The sequence below is a fragment of the Amycolatopsis sp. NPDC051045 genome (assembly GCF_040682955.1).
Taxonomy (GTDB): Bacteria; Actinomycetota; Actinomycetes; order Mycobacteriales; family Pseudonocardiaceae; genus Amycolatopsis.
Window position 1 is genome coordinate 170564 of record NZ_JBFBCC010000012.1, and the last position, 16963, is coordinate 187526.

Annotated in this window: 16 protein-coding genes; 7 read left to right on the forward strand and 9 right to left on the reverse strand. The window is 71.6% G+C overall.

The annotated features are described in order from the left end of the window. Positions 1-406: 406 nt before the first annotated feature. A complete protein-coding gene (locus AB0M80_RS26810; RefSeq protein ID WP_364570282.1) occupies positions 407-1711 on the forward strand; it encodes a GGDEF domain-containing protein in 1305 nt (434 codons plus the stop codon). On the opposite strand, the gene AB0M80_RS26815 is transcribed toward AB0M80_RS26810, so the two are convergent. The 4 genes from AB0M80_RS26815 to AB0M80_RS26830 form a co-directional block, all read right to left on the reverse strand. Next, a complete protein-coding gene (locus AB0M80_RS26815; protein WP_364570285.1) occupies positions 1708-3402 on the reverse strand; it encodes a DUF262 domain-containing HNH endonuclease family protein in 1695 nt (564 codons plus the stop codon). The two genes, AB0M80_RS26810 and AB0M80_RS26815, sit on opposite strands and share 4 nt — an antisense overlap. 90 nt (positions 3403-3492) lie before the next feature. Then, the gene (locus AB0M80_RS26820) at positions 3493-5808 is read right to left on the reverse strand and encodes a [protein-PII] uridylyltransferase (protein ID WP_364570287.1); all 2316 of its coding nucleotides are present in this window, start codon (positions 5806-5808) and stop codon (positions 3493-3495) included. Positions 5809-5818: 10 nt separating this feature from the next. Then, complete coding sequence (locus AB0M80_RS26825; RefSeq protein ID WP_091306756.1) at positions 5819-6157, reverse strand: P-II family nitrogen regulator; 339 nt, start codon at positions 6155-6157, stop codon at positions 5819-5821. After that, the gene (locus AB0M80_RS26830) at positions 6154-7542 is read right to left on the reverse strand and encodes an ammonium transporter (protein ID WP_364570289.1); all 1389 of its coding nucleotides are present in this window, start codon (positions 7540-7542) and stop codon (positions 6154-6156) included. Before AB0M80_RS26830 ends, AB0M80_RS26825 begins: the two co-directional genes overlap by 4 nt. 173 nt (positions 7543-7715) lie before the next feature. On the opposite strand from AB0M80_RS26830, the gene AB0M80_RS26835 reads away from it, so the two are divergent. Continuing rightward, positions 7716-8564 (forward strand): putative RNA methyltransferase, encoded by an 849-nt coding sequence (locus AB0M80_RS26835; RefSeq protein ID WP_364570291.1) that lies wholly within the window; start codon positions 7716-7718, stop codon positions 8562-8564. 18 nt (positions 8565-8582) lie between these two features. Continuing rightward, positions 8583-9209 (forward strand): (2Fe-2S)-binding protein, encoded by a 627-nt coding sequence (locus AB0M80_RS26840; RefSeq protein ID WP_364570292.1) that lies wholly within the window; start codon positions 8583-8585, stop codon positions 9207-9209. Here AB0M80_RS26840 and AB0M80_RS26845 read toward each other — a convergent pair. Continuing rightward, positions 9206-10060: a sigma-70 family RNA polymerase sigma factor gene (locus tag AB0M80_RS26845; RefSeq protein WP_364570294.1), complete on the reverse strand. Its 855-nt coding sequence runs from the start codon at positions 10058-10060 to the stop codon at positions 9206-9208. The genes AB0M80_RS26840 and AB0M80_RS26845 overlap by 4 nt on opposite strands. Positions 10061-10143: 83 nt before the next feature. Continuing rightward, positions 10144-11070, reverse strand: coding sequence for a LysR family transcriptional regulator (locus AB0M80_RS26850; RefSeq protein ID WP_364570609.1), 927 nt, complete (start codon positions 11068-11070; stop codon positions 10144-10146). Positions 11071-11140: 70 nt separating this feature from the next. On the opposite strand from AB0M80_RS26850, the gene AB0M80_RS26855 reads away from it, so the two are divergent. Continuing rightward, positions 11141-11992: an SDR family NAD(P)-dependent oxidoreductase gene (locus tag AB0M80_RS26855; RefSeq protein WP_364570296.1), complete on the forward strand. Its 852-nt coding sequence runs from the start codon at positions 11141-11143 to the stop codon at positions 11990-11992. A 3-nt stretch (positions 11993-11995) separates the two neighbouring features. Here the strand turns inward: AB0M80_RS26855 and AB0M80_RS26860 are convergent, their stop codons facing one another. Then, positions 11996-12433: a VOC family protein gene (locus tag AB0M80_RS26860; RefSeq protein WP_364570297.1), complete on the reverse strand. Its 438-nt coding sequence runs from the start codon at positions 12431-12433 to the stop codon at positions 11996-11998. Between the two features lie 75 nt (positions 12434-12508). Here AB0M80_RS26860 and AB0M80_RS26865 point away from each other — a divergent pair, with 75 nt between their 5' ends. The 3 genes from AB0M80_RS26865 (at position 12509) to AB0M80_RS26875 (ending at position 14611) form a co-directional block, all read left to right on the forward strand. Next, the gene (locus AB0M80_RS26865; protein WP_364570298.1) at positions 12509-13795 is read left to right on the forward strand and encodes an O-acetylhomoserine aminocarboxypropyltransferase/cysteine synthase family protein; all 1287 of its coding nucleotides are present in this window, start codon (positions 12509-12511) and stop codon (positions 13793-13795) included. Continuing rightward, positions 13792-14268 (forward strand): CoA-binding protein, encoded by a 477-nt coding sequence (locus tag AB0M80_RS26870; RefSeq protein ID WP_364570301.1) that lies wholly within the window; start codon positions 13792-13794, stop codon positions 14266-14268. The genes AB0M80_RS26865 and AB0M80_RS26870 overlap by 4 nt, the downstream gene beginning before the upstream one ends. A 169-nt stretch (positions 14269-14437) precedes the next feature. Then, the gene (locus AB0M80_RS26875; protein WP_364570304.1) at positions 14438-14611 is read left to right on the forward strand and encodes a hypothetical protein; all 174 of its coding nucleotides are present in this window, start codon (positions 14438-14440) and stop codon (positions 14609-14611) included. On the opposite strand, the gene alc is transcribed toward AB0M80_RS26875, so the two are convergent. Together alc and allB are read right to left on the reverse strand one after the other, a co-directional pair. Further along, positions 14608-15621 (reverse strand): allantoicase, encoded by a 1014-nt coding sequence (gene alc / locus AB0M80_RS26880; protein ID WP_364570307.1) that lies wholly within the window; start codon positions 15619-15621, stop codon positions 14608-14610. The two genes, AB0M80_RS26875 and alc, sit on opposite strands and share 4 nt — an antisense overlap. Position 15622: 1 nt before the next feature. After that, positions 15623-16951 (reverse strand): allantoinase AllB, encoded by a 1329-nt coding sequence (allB, locus tag AB0M80_RS26885; RefSeq protein WP_364570310.1) that lies wholly within the window; start codon positions 16949-16951, stop codon positions 15623-15625. Positions 16952-16963: the final 12 nt, after the last annotated feature.

A 16963-nucleotide genomic window follows, 5' to 3' on the forward strand; every position in this document is an offset into this window, starting at 1 on the left:
AGGACTCGCGGTTACGCACGGCGGCTCTCCTTCCGGGCGCGGGGACGGCAGACATCGGCTCAGGACTCGCGATTACGCACAGCAGCCCTCCTTCCGGACGCAGGAACGGCAGACATCGGCTCAGGACTCGCGATTACGCACAGCAGCCCTCCTTCCAGGCGTGACGACAGAATCGCGGCGGCTCAGGACTCGCGGTTGCGCATGACGGCCTCCCTCCGGCGGTTCGAGCGGGACATCGGGCTGACATCGGGCTCGGGGGCTTCGGGGCCTCAGGATTCGCGGTTGCGCATGACGGCGGCCTCCCTTCACTGCTCCGATCGTGTGGCAATCATCGATCGCGGCCGTCCGGTGTGGTGGGGTGAACGCGGATCGTCGGATCACCCAGGGGAGTTGCACCGCCTTGAGTATGGACGGCGCCCGTCCGGCCGAACCCCGCGCGGGCCGGATCCGTGGGGTGCTTTCGCCTGCTCACTGGACCCTCTGGCGGCAGCGCGGGTCGCTGATCTTCTACTGCTTTCTCGTCGAGTCGGTCGCGCTCGTCGCCACCGTCTGGACGGCCTGGGCGGTGCCCGTGCGGGCCTGGGACCTGGCCGTCTTCGGCGTCCTCGCCGGGCTCGGTGTGCTGCAGGCCGAGCTGGGCCGGCAGATCGAGCGCGTCCGGCGGCTGATGTCGGACACCCCGCACATCAACCTGACGTCGGTCTGGACGTTCGCCGGGGTGCTGCTTCTCCCGCCCGCGCTGGGCGCCGCCCTCGTCGCCGTCCTGTACGTGCACCTCGCGACGCGCAGCCTGGCGCGGATCAAGCGCGTCCCGCCGTTCCGGACCACGCTGAACGCGACGCTGGTCGTCGTCACCTGCTACTCGGCCGACTTCGTGCTCGCGCGGCTCGGGGTCGGCGACATGTCCGCCGCGCTGACGGCGGGCTGGCGCGGTGTCCTCGCGATCGCGCTCGCGGCGGTGACGTACTTCCTGGTCGCGGCGATCACGATCGTCCCGGCGCTGACGATCACGACACGCTCGGTGAAGGCGTTCTTCGGCGGCCTCGGCGACAACCTCCTCGAAGTCGCGACGCTCTGCCTGGGCATGCTCACGGCGCTGACGTTGGCGACGCTGCCCGCGCTCGCCGCCGCGATCGTGCCGCCGTTGCTGGTGCTGCACCGGGCGGTGCTGATCAAACAGCTGGAGATCGCCGCGACGACCGACGAAAAGACGGGCCTGTTCAACACGACCGGGTGGCACCTGCTCGCCTCGCGCGAACTGGCCAGGGCGCAGCGCCACACGCGGAGCACGTTCGGCGTGCTGATGATCGACCTGGACCACTTCAAGCTGATCAACGACCGGCACGGTCACCTGGCGGGCGACAAGGTGCTGCGCGCGATCGCCTCGACGATCAAGAGCGCGGTCCGCGACTACGACTCGGTCGGCCGGTTCGGCGGCGAGGAGTTCGTCGTCCTCCTCCCGGACATCGGCCCGGCGGCGGTCCTGGCGGTGGCCGAGCGCATCCGGTCGGCGATCGAGGCGCTGAAGGTCGAGTACGAGGACGGCAGCCAGGTCCGGGTGATCGCGAACCTGTCGGCGTCCATCGGCGTGGCGACCTACCCGGACGGCGGAACGGCCGTCGACCGCCTGCTGCAGGCCGCGGACAAGGCCCTGTACCGGGCCAAGGACGCGGGCCGCAACCGGGTGGTCGACGGCACGGCGCCCGCCTAGGAGGCCGCCGCTTCCAGCCGCCAGAGGTCGCTGAGCACCTTCAGCTGGATCCCTTGGCGCTCCTCCAGCACTGCCGGGGTCCAGACGTCGCTCGCGAGTACCTGGGAAGTCAGCACGAACGGCGGCCAGCTCGTCTTCTCGAAGTACTTGGTCTTTTTCACCTCGAACTCGAAATTGCTCGCCTGGGAGTTCTTCCTCTTCGAGAGCAGGACCAGGTTCGCGAGGCGATGCACCCAGTAGGCCCGCTCCTGTGCGGTGAACGCAGTGGTCCACCCACTGCCGACGGCAGGGTTTTGCGGCAAAACGTGTTCCACGCTGATCAACGGGTAGTGGTCGTAGCTCGTCCCGCCGTCCGACAAGGCGGAGTCCAAACGCTCCAACACGTAAAGGCGGACCCGCAGGACGGTGTAGACCTCGGCGTCCAGTTTGCCGAGGGTCTCAGTCTGCTCCGCCGCGGACAGCTGGAGCGGCGACTCAGCCGAGTAGAGATCGCGACCGTGCTCCATCCAGTCGAGAACGCGCCCGTAGCGTTCGACCCGCCGGGTGATGTCCACGCGACGGATGAGCATGCTCGCGGCGAGCCTCTCGAGATCGCCGAGAAAGCGGAGAAGGATCGCGGAATCGGCGGTCGGACGGCTGAAGCAGCTGATCGCCGGCGGGATCCAGTCGGTGTTGTCCAGCTGGTTCAGCCAGCCGAGCAACCGGTTGATCGCTTCGGCATCCGGTCCGCCGACGTAACTTGCCCGCGTGACCACCTCGAACGCGTTGGAAAACGGTACTAGCACATCGTCGATGAACGTCTTGCTGTCCGGGACCCTCTGCAAGACGGAAGTCCGGAATTCCTTGAGGATCGACCCCCGCGCTTTCGTCTTCGCGTACACCATCCGGATGTGTGAAAAGAGGTCACCGAATGCGTTGCGTCCGAGGTCATTCTCCTCCTTCACCCATCTGTTCGTGTAGGCGTCCTGGTCGATATCCGGGATCGTGCCGATAATCTCCGATTTCAAGATGTCGGTGTGAGTGAGGTCCAAGCCACGCTCGTTCAGCACCGTGAAGATCCGGTAGGCGGACTCGAAGTCGGCGGTCGACACGACTACGAGATAGGTGTGCTGGTCGATGAACGAGACGAGGCGCTCGCGTTCCGTCGTCTCCAGGTCATTCACCTGGGCTTTGAGCAGTAGCGCGTTTTCGACCAGCCGTAGTCGGCTGTCAGGAGTTACGTCTGCGAGGGAAGGAAGCAGTCCGATTCCCGACGGCTCTTGGATGTACTTCTCGAAGAACCACTGGTCTTCGTCCCGAAGCCGGAGGCGCGGCTGATCAGCGGTCTGCTTGATCGGGTCGCCCTTCTGGAAGATACGGGTCTCGAGAGACGCTGCGAACCCCGGGGAGACGCAGTCGCGGAGAACGCTGATCAGCACCGTCAAGGTGGTGAGGCGCTGTTGCCCGTCGATGACGGCGGCAGGCGCCGCCTTCTCGTCCTTGACCAGGACGATGCTGCCGAGGAAGTAAGGATCGGCCTCGGTGAGCGAATCCTTGGCGCGGGAGGCGGCCAGGAGGTCGTCGAACATCTCCCCCGCCTGCTCCGTCGTCCACGCGTACGGTCGCTGATAACGAGGGATCGTGAAGTGGTAGGCATCGGTGAAGATCTCGCCGACGGTGTGCTCCGCTGCTTGGATTTTGGTCCCGGCCATGCGAGAGATCTCGGTGAAAGGCCGGCCGCCGTTACAGGAGTTACCGCATTGTTCGAAGCTGCGGAGACCCCGCAGCTTCGAACAACGGGCCTAGGAGGCCGCCGCCAGGACGGCCTGCTCCACCTCGCGCCGCCACCCCGGCTCGATGCGGCCGCTGCGGGGCGTCACCGCGAACGAGTCCACCACCGCGCCGCCCAGGGTCGATGCCTTGGCCCAGCGGACCTCCGCGTTGCAGCGGCGCAGCGCGCCCGCCACCCGGAACAGCAGGCCGATCCGGTCGGCCGCGCGCAGCTCCAGGACCACCGTGTCGGGGCCGGTCGTCTCGTCGTCGAACCAGACGATCTTCGGCGCCACCGTGGGCGCCGCCGGTGAGCCGTAGTCGCGTTCCTTCGCCGCCAGGCGCTGGGTGAGCGGCAACGTTCCCGCGACCGCCCGGGCGAACTGCTCGCGCAGCAGCGTCGGGTCCGGCAGCGAGCCGAACTTCGGTGAGGCCGTGAACACCCCCGCGCGGCCGCCGTCGTGGCCGCGCAGGACCGCCGAGTGCACTTCCAGGGAGTTCAGCGCCAGTACGCCGGCCGCCGGGGCCAGCAGTTCCGCGCGGGCCGGCACGGCCAGCAGGACCGTGACCACCTTGCCGTGCGAGGTGATGCGGATCTCGCCGTTGCCCGACGCCACCGCTGCCGCGATGAGCTCGCGCTGTTCGGCGTCCATCGGCTCCGGCGCGGTGAACCCCTTGCCGTGCAACACTTCCTCACAGCCGGACACGAGCTCGGCCAGCAGCCGCGCCTTCCAGTCCGTCCAGACGCCGGGGCCGGTGGCCAGCGAGTCGGCCTGGGTGAGGGCGTGCAGCAGCTCGATCAGGACCAGGTCGCTGTCCAGCGTCTTCACCACCCGCGCCACCGTGGCCGGTTCGCTGATGTCGCGCCGCGTCGCCGTGTGCGGCAGCAGCAGGTGGTGGCGGACCATCGCCGACACCTTCGCGGCGTCGGCCGGGGCGAGGCCCAGCCGGGTCGCGACCTGGGCGGAGATCTTGGCGCCCAGCTCCGAGTGGTCGGCGTCGCGGCCCTTGCCGATGTCGTGCAGCAAGGCGCCGATCAGCAGCAGGTCCGGGCGCGACACCGTGGTGGTCAGCTTGGCCGCCTCGACGCAGGTGCGCACGAGGTGCCGGTCGACCGTCCACTGGTGCACCGGCGAGCGCGGCGGCAGGTCGCGGACCGCGCCCCACTCCGGGAACAGCCGGGACCACAGGCCGGTCCGGTCGAGCGACTCGACCGCGTCGACCAGGCCTTCGCCCGCGCCCAGCAGTTCCACCAGCGCGTTCAGCGCCTCGGCCGGCCACGGCGCGCGCAGCTCCGGCGCCGACTCGGCCAGCGCCTTGAGCGTGCCGAGCGCGATCGGCTTGCCGGTGCGCGCCGACGCGGCGGCGACCCGCAGCAGCAGCGCCGGGTCCTTCGCCGGGACGGCGTCGCGGGCCAGCGCGACTTCGTTCCCGTGCAGGACCACGTTTTCGGCCAGCGGCGTCCGCGAAGGACGCCGTCCGAACCGGGTCTTCGGTGGCTCCACAGTGGACCGGAGTGCGACGTCCAGCGCGTACGCGATCGTCCGGCCCGCGCCGGAAAGCTTGCGGGCCAGGGTGAACCGGTCGCCGAAGCCGAGCTCGGCGGCGACCAGCTCGGCCTCCGGCGCGGACAGGACGTCCCGTTCGCGCCGGATCTCGCGCCGCAGCTCGGTGCGGACGTCGAGCAGGAGCCCCTTCGCTTCCAGGAGTTCCTCACCCGGCCGCGCGGTGAGCTGCGCCGCCGCCAGCGCTTCCAGGACGGCGAAGTCCCGCAGCCCGCCCCGGCCGTGCTTGAGGTCCGGTTCGGCGGACTGCGCGATCTCCCCGCTGCGGGCCCAGCGCTGCCGGACCGACGCCGTCATGTCGGGGATCTGCTTGCGCGCGGTGCGCCGCCACTGGTCCCGCGCCGCGGAAACCAGCCGGCCGGTCAGCTCGGCGTCCCCGGCGAGGTGCCGGGCGTCGAGCAGACCCATGGCCGTGCGAAGGTCCTCCGAAGCGACCTTCAGCGCCTCACCGGGTGTCCGGACCGAGTGGTCGAGCCCGATTTTGGCGTCCCACAAGGGATACCAGAGCGCGTCCGCGATCTCGCCGACGCCGCTGTTGCCGTTGTGCACCAGCAGCAGGTCGAGATCGGAGAACGGCACCAGCTCCCGGCGGCCGAGCCCGCCCACGGCGACCAGCGCGACACCCGGTTCCGCGGTGTCGACGCCGGCCGCCGAGGCTCCCCTGCCCAGCCAGAACTCGTAGAGGTCGACCAGGGCCGCCCGCAGTGCGGACGCCCCCAGCCTCCCGTGCCTGCCCTCGAGCAAGCGCTCGGTGGCCTTGACCAGTTCGCCCCCGTCGGCCATCCCAGACGCCTTATAGAGCGTCCGTGCCGCGCTCGCCGGTCCGTACCCGGATGACGGTCTCCACGGGCGTCACCCACAGCTTGCCGTCGCCGATCTTGCCGGTGTGCGCGGCCGTGGTGATGGCCTCGAGGACCTTCTCCACGTTGGTGTCGTCGGTGACGACCTCGACCTTCAGCTTGGCCACGAAGTCCACCGAGTACTCGGCGCCGCGGTAGACCTCGGTGTGGCCCTTCTGCCGCCCGTAGCCCTGGACCTCGCTGACCGTCATGCCCAGCACGCCCAGCTGCTCCAGCGCGGAGCGGACGTCGTCCAGCGTGAACGGCTTGACAATCGCCGTGATGAGCTTCATGCCTTGCTCTCCTCGAGTTTCGCGTTGCCGGTGGCGGACTTGACCGGGATCGTCGTCGGCTGGCCGATGCCGCCGCTGGACCCGGTGAAGTCATACGCGCTCTCCGCGTGCTGGGCCTCGTCGATGCCGGTGATCTCGTCTTCGGTGCTGACGCGGAAGCCGCCGGCCTTCTTGATCACGAAGCCGATGATGAAGGACAGCACGAAGGAGTACGCGAGCACCGCACCGGCGGCCGCGGCCTGGCGACCCAGCTGGGTGAACCCACCGCCGTAGAACAGGCCGTCCGCACCGAGCGCGTTGACGCTCGTGGTGCCGAAGAAGCCGATCAGCAGGGTGCCGACGATGCCGCCGACCAGGTGGACGCCGACGACGTCGAGGGAGTCGTCGAAGCCGAACTTGAACTTGAGCGAGATGGCCAGCGCGCAGAGGACACCGGCGATGAGGCCGATCGCGATGGCCCCGAGCGGGCTGACGAACCCGCACGCCGGGGTGACGGCGACCAGGCCGGCGACCGCGCCGGAAGCCGCGCCGAGGGTGGTCGGCTTACCGAACTTGAGCTGCTCGACCACCAGCCAGCCGAGGACCGCGGCGGCGGTGGCGACGGTGGTGTTGGTGAACGCGACGGCGGCGAGGTCGTTGGCGGCCAGCGCCGAACCGGCGTTGAAGCCGTACCAGCCGAACCACAGCAGCGAGGCACCGAGCAAGACGAACGGCACGTTGTGCGGCCGGCCGGTGTCCTTCGGCCAGCCCTTGCGCTTGCCGAGCACGATCGCCAGCGCCAGGCCCGCGGCACCGGCGTTGATGTGGACCGCGGTGCCACCGGCGAAGTCGAGCGCCTTGAGGTTGTTGGCGATCCAGCCGCCGACCGAGTTCTCGCCGATGAAGCCGTTGAAGGAGAATACCCAGTGCGCGACCGGGAAGTACACGACCGTCACCCAGACGACGACGAACAGCGTCCAGCCCCAGAACTTCGCGCGGTCCGCGATGGCGCCGGAGATCAGCGCGGGCGTGATGATCGCGAACATCAGCTGGAACATCACGAACGCGAGGACGGGCAGGCCGTCCGAACCGGGCCAGGCGACCGCCGGCGTCGTGTCGGTGGCGGCGACCGCGAACCCGGCGAGCTTGCCGAAGGTGTTCTCGAGGCCGGCGAAGTGGAAGTTACCGAGCAATCCGCCGAAGGCGTCGTCGCCGAAGGACATCGTGAACCCGTAGAGGGCCCACAGCACCCCCACGACGGCCAGCGCGATGAAGTTCATCATCAGCATGTTCAGGACGCTCTTCGCGCGGACCATGCCGCCATAGAAGAACGCCAGTCCTGGGGTCATGAGCATGACCAGCGCGGCGCTGGCCAATACCCATGCGGTGTCTCCTGCGTTCAGCACATCGTCCTCCCGTGCCCTGGGTTGGTGCGATGGCAGTTTTGGCGCGCGGTGTTTCACGGGGCGGCTCGCGAGGTTTCGCCCGCGTGAACTGTCCGCGCCCGGTTGTTACGGCCAGGTTTCCCAGGACCGGTGGTGGAGTGTCCGGTTGCGAAACGTCGTGGTCGAATACCCCCATGACACCGGCCGACCACGGGAATGACCCACTGCCACCTCCGGTGGTCGCAGCGCTGCGATGTTCGGTGTGCGGTAACCCGATCGGGGCAGCCGGGCGCACGCTGCGTTGCGGGAACCACCACTCTTTCGATCTAGCACGCCAGGGTTACGTCAACCTGTTGCACGCGCGAATCCCGGCCGGAACGGCGGACACCGCGCCGATGGTCGCGGCGCGCGCGGACTTCCTGGCGTCGGGCGCCTACGGACCGCTGGCGGATGAACTGGCCCGCGTGTGCGCGGAAGCCGACGGCCTGGTCATCGACGCGGGCGCGGGCACGGGGTACTACCTCGCGCGGGTGCTCGAAGCAGCGGACGCTTTCGGCCTCGCGCTGGACGTCTCGGCGGTCGCGCTGCGGCGGGCGGCGCGGGCCCACCCGCGGCTGGGCGCGGCGGTGTGGAACCTGTGGGAGCCGTGGCCGGTGGGCGACGAGGTGGCGTCGGTCGTGCTGAACGTCTTCGCGCCGCGCAACGGGCCGGAGTTCCACCGCGTGCTGCGTCCCGGTGGCCTGCTGGTCGTGGCCGCTCCGGCCCCGGACCACCTGCGCGAGCTGGGCGACCTGGTCCTGGCCGTCGACGAGCGCAAGGACGAGCGCCTCGACAGCACCCTCGGCGCGTACTTCACGCGCACGGACCGCACGGAAGTCCGGCGCGAGGTGGAGCTGACGCCGCGGCAGGTACGCCAAGCGGTCGAGATGGGCCCGGCGGCGTTCCACCTGGACCGCGGCGGGCGCCGGGAGCGCCTCGACGCGCTTCACGAACCGCAGGTCGTCACGGTGTCGTTCACGGTCTCCACCTACCGGCGGCGCTGAGTCTGGAAGGCTGGGGCGGTGAAGCCCGACTGGACCGCCCCCGCGACCCGGCTCGCGGACGCGGAGTGGGTGCGGGCCCGCATCGGCGGCGCGGCGAAGCTGTACGGCTGCGCGCGGCCGGAGGTGCTCGGCACCATCTGGTGGTACTCGCTGTCGTCGGTGCTGGTGGCGCCGGCGATCGACGGCCTGGTCGCCGGGGCACCCGCGGATCCGTCGCTGGACGCCGTGGAACTCGACCTCCTCGCCGACGGGCGGTTCCTCGGGGCGCGGTCCACCCGTCCGCTCGACGGCGGCCTCCCCGAGCTGGGCGCCGCACTCGCCACCGCCCTCGGCACCGCCATCACCACCATCGCCACCGTCAGCGGGGCCCGGGAGCGCGCGCTCGGCGCGATCGCCACCGACTCGATCGGCAACCGCCTGCTCTGGACCCCGGATCCGGAGCGGGCGATGGCGCTCGCCGAACCCTTGGTCGCCGCGATCGGCCTGGGGCTGCCGAAGCCGCGTTTCGTGCGCGTCGGCCGGAACCCCGCCGTACGACGTGCTTCGTGCTGCCTGATCTACGAAGCCGGCAACCCCAAGTGCGCGAGCTGCCCGCGTCAGACGCCCGCCGAGCGCGGAGCTCGCCTTCGCGCCGCCCTGGGCTAGAGAACCGCCAGCTCCAACGCGGCGAGCCGCTCCGGGTCGGCGATCACGTCGATGCCCGTGATCCGGTCGGCGTCGACGCGGAACGCCAGGACGACCGCCAGCCGCCCGTCGCGCACCATGAGCAGGCCGGGAGCGCCGTCGACCAGGGCGAGCTCGCTGGCGCGGGCCCGTTCGGACGCCAGCACCGCACCCCGGCGGACGCTCTCGACGCCGCGCAGCACGATCGGCGCCGGGGTCGGGCCGGCGAACCGGTCGGCGTGCAGCACCACGTCCGGGTCCAGCAGCGCGAGCAGCGCTTCGAAGTCGCCGCCGCGGGACGCCGCCAGGAAGGCTTCGACGACCTTGCGCCGCCGGGGCAGGTCCGCGTCCGCCGCGGCACCGCCCTTCACCCGGCGGCGGGCGCGGCTCGCGAGCTGCCGGGTGGCGGCCGGGGTCTTGCCGATCACCGGCGCGATCTCGTCGAACGGCACCGCGAACATGTCGTGCAGCACGAACGCCACCCGCTCGGCCGGCCCCAGCGCGTCGAGGACCACCAGCAGCGCCAGCCCGACCGAGTCGGCCAGTTCCGCCTCCTGCCCGGGGTCGCGGCGGTCGTCGTCCGGCTCCGGCTGCCCGTCCAGGGGCTCCTCGCGGTGGTTGCGGCGCGTGCGCAGCAGGGACAGGCACACCCGGGCGACCACGGTCGTCAGCCAGGCGGGGATGTTGCCGATCTCGCCGGCGCCGGTGCGGTGGAACCGCAGCCACGCCTCCTGGACGGCGTCGTCGGCTTCGGCCGCCGAGCCCAGCATCCGGTAGGCGACCGCCCGCAGCCGCGGCCGCTCCCGTTCGAACCGCTCGGTCAGTGCGTCCACCGTGTCCTGTTCCTTCCGCCCGCCAGTCGTAGGAGTAGACCCCGTGGCGGCAGGCGATGTGACCGGAACGGAAGTGATCTGGGTCATCCCGGCGGATCCGGCACGGCCGCGGCCGCCCGGCGCAGGGCTCCGGCCAGCAGCGCCGCGGGTTCGGCCACCGGCCCCGGGAGCCGGGCCAGCACCACCCGCCGCCGCTCCGACGGGCCACCGCGCACCGCCAGCACCCGCACGCCCGGCGGAACCGCCCCGGCCAGCGAAGCGGGCAACGTCGTCACCCCGCAGCCCGCGGCGACCAGGTTCAGCTTGGCCAGCCAGTCGCGGGCGGTGTGGGCGATCTCGGGCCGCTCGTCGAGCCCGGGCCACACCCCCATCAGCGTGGCTTCCCCCGCCGACGGCCCGGCGATCCAGCGCTGTCCGCGCAGGTCCGCGACGTCGGCCACGCCGGCACCGGCCAGCGGGTGCCCCGCGGGCACCGCGAGGCAGAGGCTGCGCTCGGCGAGCGTCTCCAGCCGCAGCGCCGGCGTCTCGGCGTCCGGTGGCCGGAACGGCGGGGCCGAGCCGAGCACGGCCAGGTCGACCGTGCCCGCGCGCAGCGCCCGGACGAGGACCGGCGTCGTACCTTCCCGGGTGACGACGGTAACCGCGGGGTGTGTGCGCCGCAGCTCGGCGACGGCGCCCGGCACCAGCACCGCGCCCGCGCTGGGGAACCAGCCCAAGCGCACCGTCCCGGCGTCGGCGGGCAGCCCGGCCAGTTCGCGCCCGGCGGCGTCGATCTCGCCGAGCACCGCGATCGCCCGCCGGAGCACGACGTTCCCGGCCGGGGTGAGGCGCACGCCGTCGGGCCGCCGGTCCAGCACCGGCGTGCCGGCCACCCGTTCGAGTGACGCGATCTGCCGCGACACCGCGGACTGCGTGTAGCCCAGCGCCGCGGCGGCCGCGGTGAGGGTGCCACGTTCGGCGACCTCGCGGAACACGCGCAGGGCGACCAGGGAGACAGCACCGAAGTCCATGAGGTTCACGCATACCAGGGTTGCCGTATTCTCGCTTTTCGCATGAGCACGGTGGACCTAGCGTGCAGGTATGACCCGCATCGCCGTGGTGACCGGGGCCAACCAAGGCCTCGGCTTCGCCCTCGTCCGCGGCCTCGCCGCCCGGCTCGCTCCCGAAGACCTCGTCCTGCTCACCGGCCGCGACGCCGGGCGGGTGGCCGACGCCGCCGCCCGCGTCACCGCCGACCCGGCGACGCGCAGCCGGATCGAGGGCCGGGTCCTCGACGTCTCCGACTTCGCTGCCGTCGCTCGCTTCGCCGAGCCGGTCGACATCGTGCTGTCCAACGCCATCGGCCCGCTCGACCCCGGCCGCTCGCAGGCCGAGCAGGCCGACGTCTTCCTCGACGTCGCGAACGGCGGCACCCACGCCGTGCTCCGGTCGTTCGGGCCGGTCCTGCGCCCGGGTGGCCGGCTGCTCGTCGTCGCCAGCTCGCTGGGCACCCTGGGCCACCTGCCCGAGCCGCTGCGGCCGCGCTTCGACGGCGTCTCGCTGGACGACGTCGAAAAGGCCGTCGAGGACTGGCGCTCGGCGATCCACGACGGCACTGCGCGGGAGCAGGGCTGGCCGGACTGGATCAACGTGCCGTCGAAGGTCGCGCAGGTCGCGGCGGTGCGCGCGGTGGCGGCCGGCCGCCGGGCCGCCGACCTCGCCGACGGCACCCTGGTGGCGGCGGTCTGCCCGGGCCTGGTCGACACGCGCGCGTCACGCCCCTGGTTCAGCGACTTCAGCCAGGCCCAGACCCCGGACGAGGCGGCGCGGGCGGTGCTGGACCTGGTGTTCGCGGACCTGAACCCGGCGACCTACGGCGAGCTGGTCCGGTTCGGGCAGGTCCTGCCCTGGACCGGCGGCAGCCCGAGCCGCCACGAGGGCTTGCTCCGCTGACGCTCAGAGCACGCAGAATTCGTTGCCCTCCGGATCGGCCATCACGACGTGGTCGGGGCGGCCGTCCAGGGCGTACTCCCGGCTCACCGTGGCGCCCGCGGCGGTGAGCCGGGCGACCGCTTCGGCGACCCGCTCCCAGCGCGTCTCCCACGGCACCTCGCGGCCGCCCCCGGCCTGGACGTCCAGGTGGAGGCGGTTCTTCGCGACCTTCGGCTCGGGGACCTTGAGGAAGCTCAGGCTCGGCAGGACGCCTTCCGGATCGCTCAGGTAGGCGCCGTCGTCCCATTCGTCCTCGGGCACGCCGTGCTGGCTGAACCACGCCTCCCAGCTCGCGAACCCCGCCGGGGGCGGCCGTTCGATGTAGCCGAGGGCGACCGCCCAGAACCTCGCCAGCGCGCGGGGATCCGCGCAGTCGATCGTCACGCTCCACCGCACCGTCACGGACTGGAGCGTAGCCGCGCCCACGCCCCGGGAGACGTGGCCAATCGGTGGATGGTGCGGTTACCGTGAGCTCCGATGAGTGAACGCAGCTGGGGCTTCCGCACCCGCGCCCTGCACGCGGGCGGTACGCCCGATCCCGCGACCGGGGCGCGAGCCGTGCCGATCTACCAGACCACGAGCTTCGTCTTCGAAGACGCCGCCGATGCCGCGAACCTCTTCGCGCTGCAGAAGTACGGCAACATCTACAGCCGGATCGGGAACCCGACCGTGGCCGCGTTCGAGGAGCGGATCGCCAGTCTCGAAGGCGCCATCGGGGGCGTCGCCGCCGCCAGCGGGCAGGCCGCCGAGTTCCTCACCTTCAGCGCGCTCACCGAAGCCGGCGATCACATCGTGTCGGCGAGCGGTCTCTACGGCGGCACCGTCACCCAGCTCACCGGCACGCTTCGCCGCTTCGGCGTCGAGACGACCTTCGTCAGCGGCGGCATCGACGACTACGCCGCCGCCATCACCGACCGGACCCGGCTGCTCTACACCGAGGTGATCGGCAACCCCGGCGGGGGCATCGCCGACCTCGCCGCGCTCGCGGACCTCGCGCACGCGCACGACCTCCCCCTGGTCGTCGACGCGACGCTGGCGACGCCGTACCTGTGCCGCCCGATCGAGCACGGCGCCGACATCGTGCTGCACTCGGCGACGAAGTTCCTCGGCGGCCACGGGACGACGCTCGGCGGGATCGTCGTCGAGTCCGGGAAGTTCGACTGGGGCAACGGCAAGTTCCCGCGGATGACCGAGCCCGTCGACAGCTACGGCGGCCTGAAGTACTGGGAGAACTTCGGCGAGTACGCGTTCTGCACCCGGCTGCGCGCGGAGCAGCTGCGGGACATCGGCGCGGTCCTGTCGCCCCACTCGGCTTTCCTGTTGCTGCAAGGGGTCGAGACGCTCCCCCAGCGGATGGACGCGCACGTGGCGAACGCCCGCGCGGTCGCCGAGCACCTCGAGGCGGACCCGCGCGTGGCCTGGGTGTCCTACGCCGGGCTGCCCGCGCACCCGCACCACGACCTGGCTCAGCGGTACCTGCCGGCCGGACCGGGCGCGGTGTTCTCCTTCGGCATCGACGGCGGCCGGGCGGCCGGCGAGAGGTTCGTCGAATCGGTGGAACTGCTGTCGCACCTGGCGAACGTCGGGGACGCGCGGACGCTCGTCATCCACCCGGCGTCGACCACGCACGCGCAGCTGTCGGAGGAGCAGCTCGCCGCCGCGGGGGTCGGGCCCGACCTGATCCGGCTGTCGGTCGGGCTGGAGGACGTCGACGACATCCTGTGGGACATCGACCAGGCGCTGGGCAAGGCGGTGGCGGGATGACGCACGACGTCGGAGCCGTCGAGCGGCGCGCGATCCTGCACCGGACGAAGTCGGTGACGCTGGTCGGCGCGTCCGCCAACCCGGCGCGGCCCAGCTACTTCGTCGCGACCTACCTGCTCTCGTCGACGCGCTACGAGGTCAACCTCGTCAACCCGCGCGTGGACACGCTGTTCGGGAAGCCGGTGTACGCCTCGCTCGAGGACGTCCCGGGCGAACCGGACCTGGTCAGCGTGTTCCGCAAGCACGACGACCTGCCCCAGGTCGCCGAGGAAGTGATCGACGCCGGCGCGCGGACGCTGTGGCTGCAGCTCGGGTTGTGGCACGAACCGGTGGCCGACCGGGCGCGCGAGGCCGGACTGGACGTGGTGATGAACCGGTGCGTGAAGATCGAGCACGCGCGCTTCGCCGGCGGGCTGCACCTCGCCGGGTTCAACACCGGCGTGATCAGCTCGCGGCGGCAGTCGGCACCCTAGTCACGGGAACGCTCTCGGGACGCTGACCAGCGTGAACGGCGGCAAAGGCGGGCGGTCGGCAGCACTTCAGCAAGGCCTGGACGCGCTGCGGGAGTCCGCCGGTCCGACCGAGCGCTCGAACCCGGGGAGCGCGCGGAGGTCCGAGGCGGGGCCGTGAGAGGCTGGCGGCATGGCCAAGCCGACCCCGCTGCAGTTCCGGAACATCCTCGTCGCCGTCCTCGCGGCCGCGGGCTTCGTCTGGAGCTTCGTGGCCGGCCTGCCGTGGTGGGTGAGCGCGATCGTCGGCTGCGCTTGCGTCCTGTCGCTGGCCTCGGCCTACCTCAACCGCCCCGGTGCGAGCTAACGCGTCTTCGCGAACCGCGCCTTGAGGTTCGCCCGGCCCGCTTCGGTGAGCCGGCCGAACAGCCTCAGCCGGGCCAGGCCGCCGTCCGGGTAGATGTCCAGCCGGGCCTCCGTGATCTCCGGGCCCTCCTCCAGGGCGAAGCGGTGGCGGGTGTCCGGCTGCAACCGGGTCTTCGGCAGCAACTCGGCCCACTCGCCGTACGTGGCGCGGCCGCTGATCGAGGCCCAGCCCGGCGCGTTGCCCTTCAGGTTGCTCGTGTCCAGCTCCGCGAACCGGACGATGCCCGCGCCCGCCAGGCGGAGCGTCACCCAGTCGTTGCCGTCGTCGCGGCGGCGGGCCGTCTCCCAGCCCTCCGCCTGGTGCGCCGCCAGGCCCGGCGAAAGAATGTTGTTCGGCGAGGAATAGAACCGGTTGCTGCACCCGGTGACGATCGCGCCGTTTTCCAGCGCCGCCAGGTCGAGCGCGTCCAGGTCCAGCAGCGCCGGGTCCGGGATCGGGGCGCCGTGCACGCGCAGGCGCGCCACGCCGCCGTCCGGGTGCTGCGTCAACCGGACGTGCGTGTAGCGCCGCGAGCCGTTGACCGCGTAGAAGTTCTCGGTGTGGCCCGCCGCCGGGGCGCGGTCGACCAGCACGTCCCAGTCCGCTTCGGACACCTCCGCCGCCGGTGGGTAGCCCGGGAGCGACGTCGCCTCGACCGAGACGAACGGCGGGTAGTTGCCCTTGAAGAACGCCGTGTCGACGATGACGCCGGTGATCGTGCCGGCCAGGCCGAGCCGCAGGATCGCCTGGTCGTCGCCCGGTTCGCGGTGGCGGCGGGTCTCCCAGCCGTCGTAGACCTGGCCCTTCGGCCCGAACGTCTCCGCGCGGTGCGCCGGCACCCAGGGGTTGACCAGGTTCTCCTTCTCGGCGAACAGCTCGTCGCTCGCCCACATCACCGTCCCGCCGAAGCGGCGGGACGCGAGGTCGGGCAGTTCTGTCCACTCCGGACGGTCGGACAAGGCGGCCTCCATTTCAGCAGTTCCCCCGGGTCAGCAACGCGCCGCGCGGCTCGTCGCCGGTGATTTCGGTGCCCCGCAGCCAGGTCGAGCGCACGACGCCGGCGAGCGGACGCCGGTCGTAGGCGCTGACCGGGTTGCGGTGCTTCAGTTTCGCGACGTCGACCACGAAGGCCTCGTCCGGCGCGAACACGCAGAAGTCGGCGTCGTGGCCGACCGCCAGCCGGCCCTTGCGGCGCATCCCGGCCTGTGCGGCCGGGCGCTCGGCCATCCAGCGGACGACGTCGGTGAGCGCGAACCCGCGCTGCCGCGCCTGCGTCCAGATCGCCGGGAGCCCCAGCTGCAAGCTGGAAATCCCACCCCAGGCCGCGCCGAAATCGCCGCTGTCGAAGCGTTTCAGCTCCGGCGTGCACGGTGAGTGGTCGCTGACGACGCAGTCGATCACGCCGTCGGCGAGCCCCTGCCAGAGCAGCTCGCGGTTGGCCGCCTCCCGGATCGGCGGGCAGCACTTGAACTGCGTCGCGCCGTCGCGGATTTCCTCGGCGACGAAGCTGAGGTAGTGCGGGCAGGTCTCCGCCGACAGGGCCACGCCGTCGCGCCGCGCCGAAGCGATCAGCGGGAGAGCGTCCGAAGAGGACAGGTGCAGGATGTGCGCCCGCGCGGAGTGGCGGCGGGCCGCTTCGATGACGTGGGAGATCGCGAGGTTCTCCGCCTGCCGCGGCCGCGAGCGCAGAAAGTCGACATAGCGACCTCCGTGTGGCTCGGGCGCTTCGCCGATCTCGTGCGCGTCCTCGGCGTGGACGATCATCAGCGCGCCGAAGGAACTCAGCTCCCGCAACGCTTCGTCGAGCCCGGCCGGGTCGAGCGGCGGGAACTCGTCGACGCCGGAGTGCAGCAGGAAGCACTTGAAGCCGAACACGCCGGCTTCGTGCAGGCCTCGCAGATCGGCGACGTTCCCGGGGATCGCGCCGCCCCAGAAGCCGACGTCGACGTGCACCCGGCCGGTCGCCGCCTTGCGCTTGACTTCCAGGGCCGCGACGTCGACCGTCGGCGGCAGGCTGTTCAGCGGCATGTCCACGATCGTGGTCACCCCGCCCGCCGCGGCCGCGCGGGTCGCCGTCTCGAAGCCCTCCCACTCGGCGCGGCCGGGGTCGTTGACGTGGACGTGCGTGTCGACCAGCCCCGGCAGCAGCACGACGTCGTCCCCGAGGTCGAGGACGCGGTCCCCGCTCAGCAGGGCACCGCCGGGTTCGACCGCGACGATCCGCCCGCCTTCGACCCCGACGGTCGCCGGGACCTCGCCCTCGGACGTCACGGCCCGGGCGGCGCGCACCACAAGATCCATCCGAAAGCCCTT

What these genes read in the sequence shown, in the direction of transcription:
- AB0M80_RS26810 (WP_364570282.1), top strand. Translation starts at nt 407, where the DNA reads ATGGACGGCGCCCGTCCGGCCGAACCCCGCGCGGGCCGGATCCGTGGG.
- AB0M80_RS26815 (WP_364570285.1), bottom strand. Translation starts at nt 3,402, where the DNA reads ATGGCCGGGACCAAAATCCAAGCAGCGGAGCACACCGTCGGCGAGATC.
- AB0M80_RS26820 (WP_364570287.1), bottom strand. Translation starts at nt 5,808, where the DNA reads ATGGCCGACGGGGGCGAACTGGTCAAGGCCACCGAGCGCTTGCTCGAG.
- AB0M80_RS26825 (WP_091306756.1), bottom strand. Translation starts at nt 6,157, where the DNA reads ATGAAGCTCATCACGGCGATTGTCAAGCCGTTCACGCTGGACGACGTC.
- AB0M80_RS26835 (WP_364570291.1), top strand. Translation starts at nt 7,716, where the DNA reads ATGACACCGGCCGACCACGGGAATGACCCACTGCCACCTCCGGTGGTC.
- AB0M80_RS26850 (WP_364570609.1), bottom strand. Translation starts at nt 11,070, where the DNA reads ATGGACTTCGGTGCTGTCTCCCTGGTCGCCCTGCGCGTGTTCCGCGAG.
- AB0M80_RS26855 (WP_364570296.1), top strand. Translation starts at nt 11,141, where the DNA reads ATGACCCGCATCGCCGTGGTGACCGGGGCCAACCAAGGCCTCGGCTTC.
- AB0M80_RS26865 (WP_364570298.1), top strand. Translation starts at nt 12,509, where the DNA reads ATGAGTGAACGCAGCTGGGGCTTCCGCACCCGCGCCCTGCACGCGGGC.
- AB0M80_RS26870 (WP_364570301.1), top strand. Translation starts at nt 13,792, where the DNA reads ATGACGCACGACGTCGGAGCCGTCGAGCGGCGCGCGATCCTGCACCGG.
- AB0M80_RS26875 (WP_364570304.1), top strand. Translation starts at nt 14,438, where the DNA reads ATGGCCAAGCCGACCCCGCTGCAGTTCCGGAACATCCTCGTCGCCGTC.
- alc (WP_364570307.1), bottom strand. Translation starts at nt 15,621, where the DNA reads ATGGAGGCCGCCTTGTCCGACCGTCCGGAGTGGACAGAACTGCCCGAC.
- allB (WP_364570310.1), bottom strand. Translation starts at nt 16,951, where the DNA reads ATGGATCTTGTGGTGCGCGCCGCCCGGGCCGTGACGTCCGAGGGCGAG.